Source organism: Aestuarium sp. (assembly GCF_023253315.1).
Classification (GTDB): Bacteria; Pseudomonadota; Alphaproteobacteria; order Rhodobacterales; family Rhodobacteraceae; genus Marivivens; species Marivivens donghaensis.
In genome coordinates, this window is the sequence record NZ_JALRGW010000234.1 from 1 (window position 1) to 513 (window position 513).

The 513-nt window shown below is 65.9% G+C and carries 1 pseudogene; it reads left to right on the top strand.

From position 1 onward, the window contains the following. A pseudogene (locus AC1QQ2_RS15125) lies at positions 1-513 on the top strand (glutamine-synthetase adenylyltransferase); the annotation flags it as partial.

The window sequence follows — 513 nt, forward strand, 5'->3', positions numbered from 1 at the left end:
TTCTGGACCGGCTTCAGGCCACTGACCGGCTGACCGAAGGCTTCTTTGCCCCCGGCGAAGCGGAAGACGGGCCAGAGCTGTCGGACCACGCCCGCAGCATTGTCGACGGCTGGTCCAGCTATGCCTGTCTGCGCTCAGACCGGGCGCAAGCCATCTTTCGCCGCCTGCGCCCGGTGCTGCTGAAGCGGCTGAACCGGGCGGCCAACCCGGATGAGGCGCTGGTGGCGCTGGATGGTTTTCTGGCCGGGCTGCCATCGGGCGTGCAGATCTTTTCGCTGTTTGAGGCGAACCCGTCGCTGGTGGACCTTATCATCGACATTGCCGCAACCGCACCGGCGCTGGCGCGCTATCTGGCGCGCAATGCGCGGGTGCTGGATGGGGTGATCGGCGGGTCGTTCTTTGCCCCTTGGCCGGGGATGGCGACGCTGACGGTCGATCTGGCGGCAAAACTTGCCGATACGCCGGATTACGAACACAAGCTGGATGCCGCGCGGGCCTGGATGAAAGAGTGGC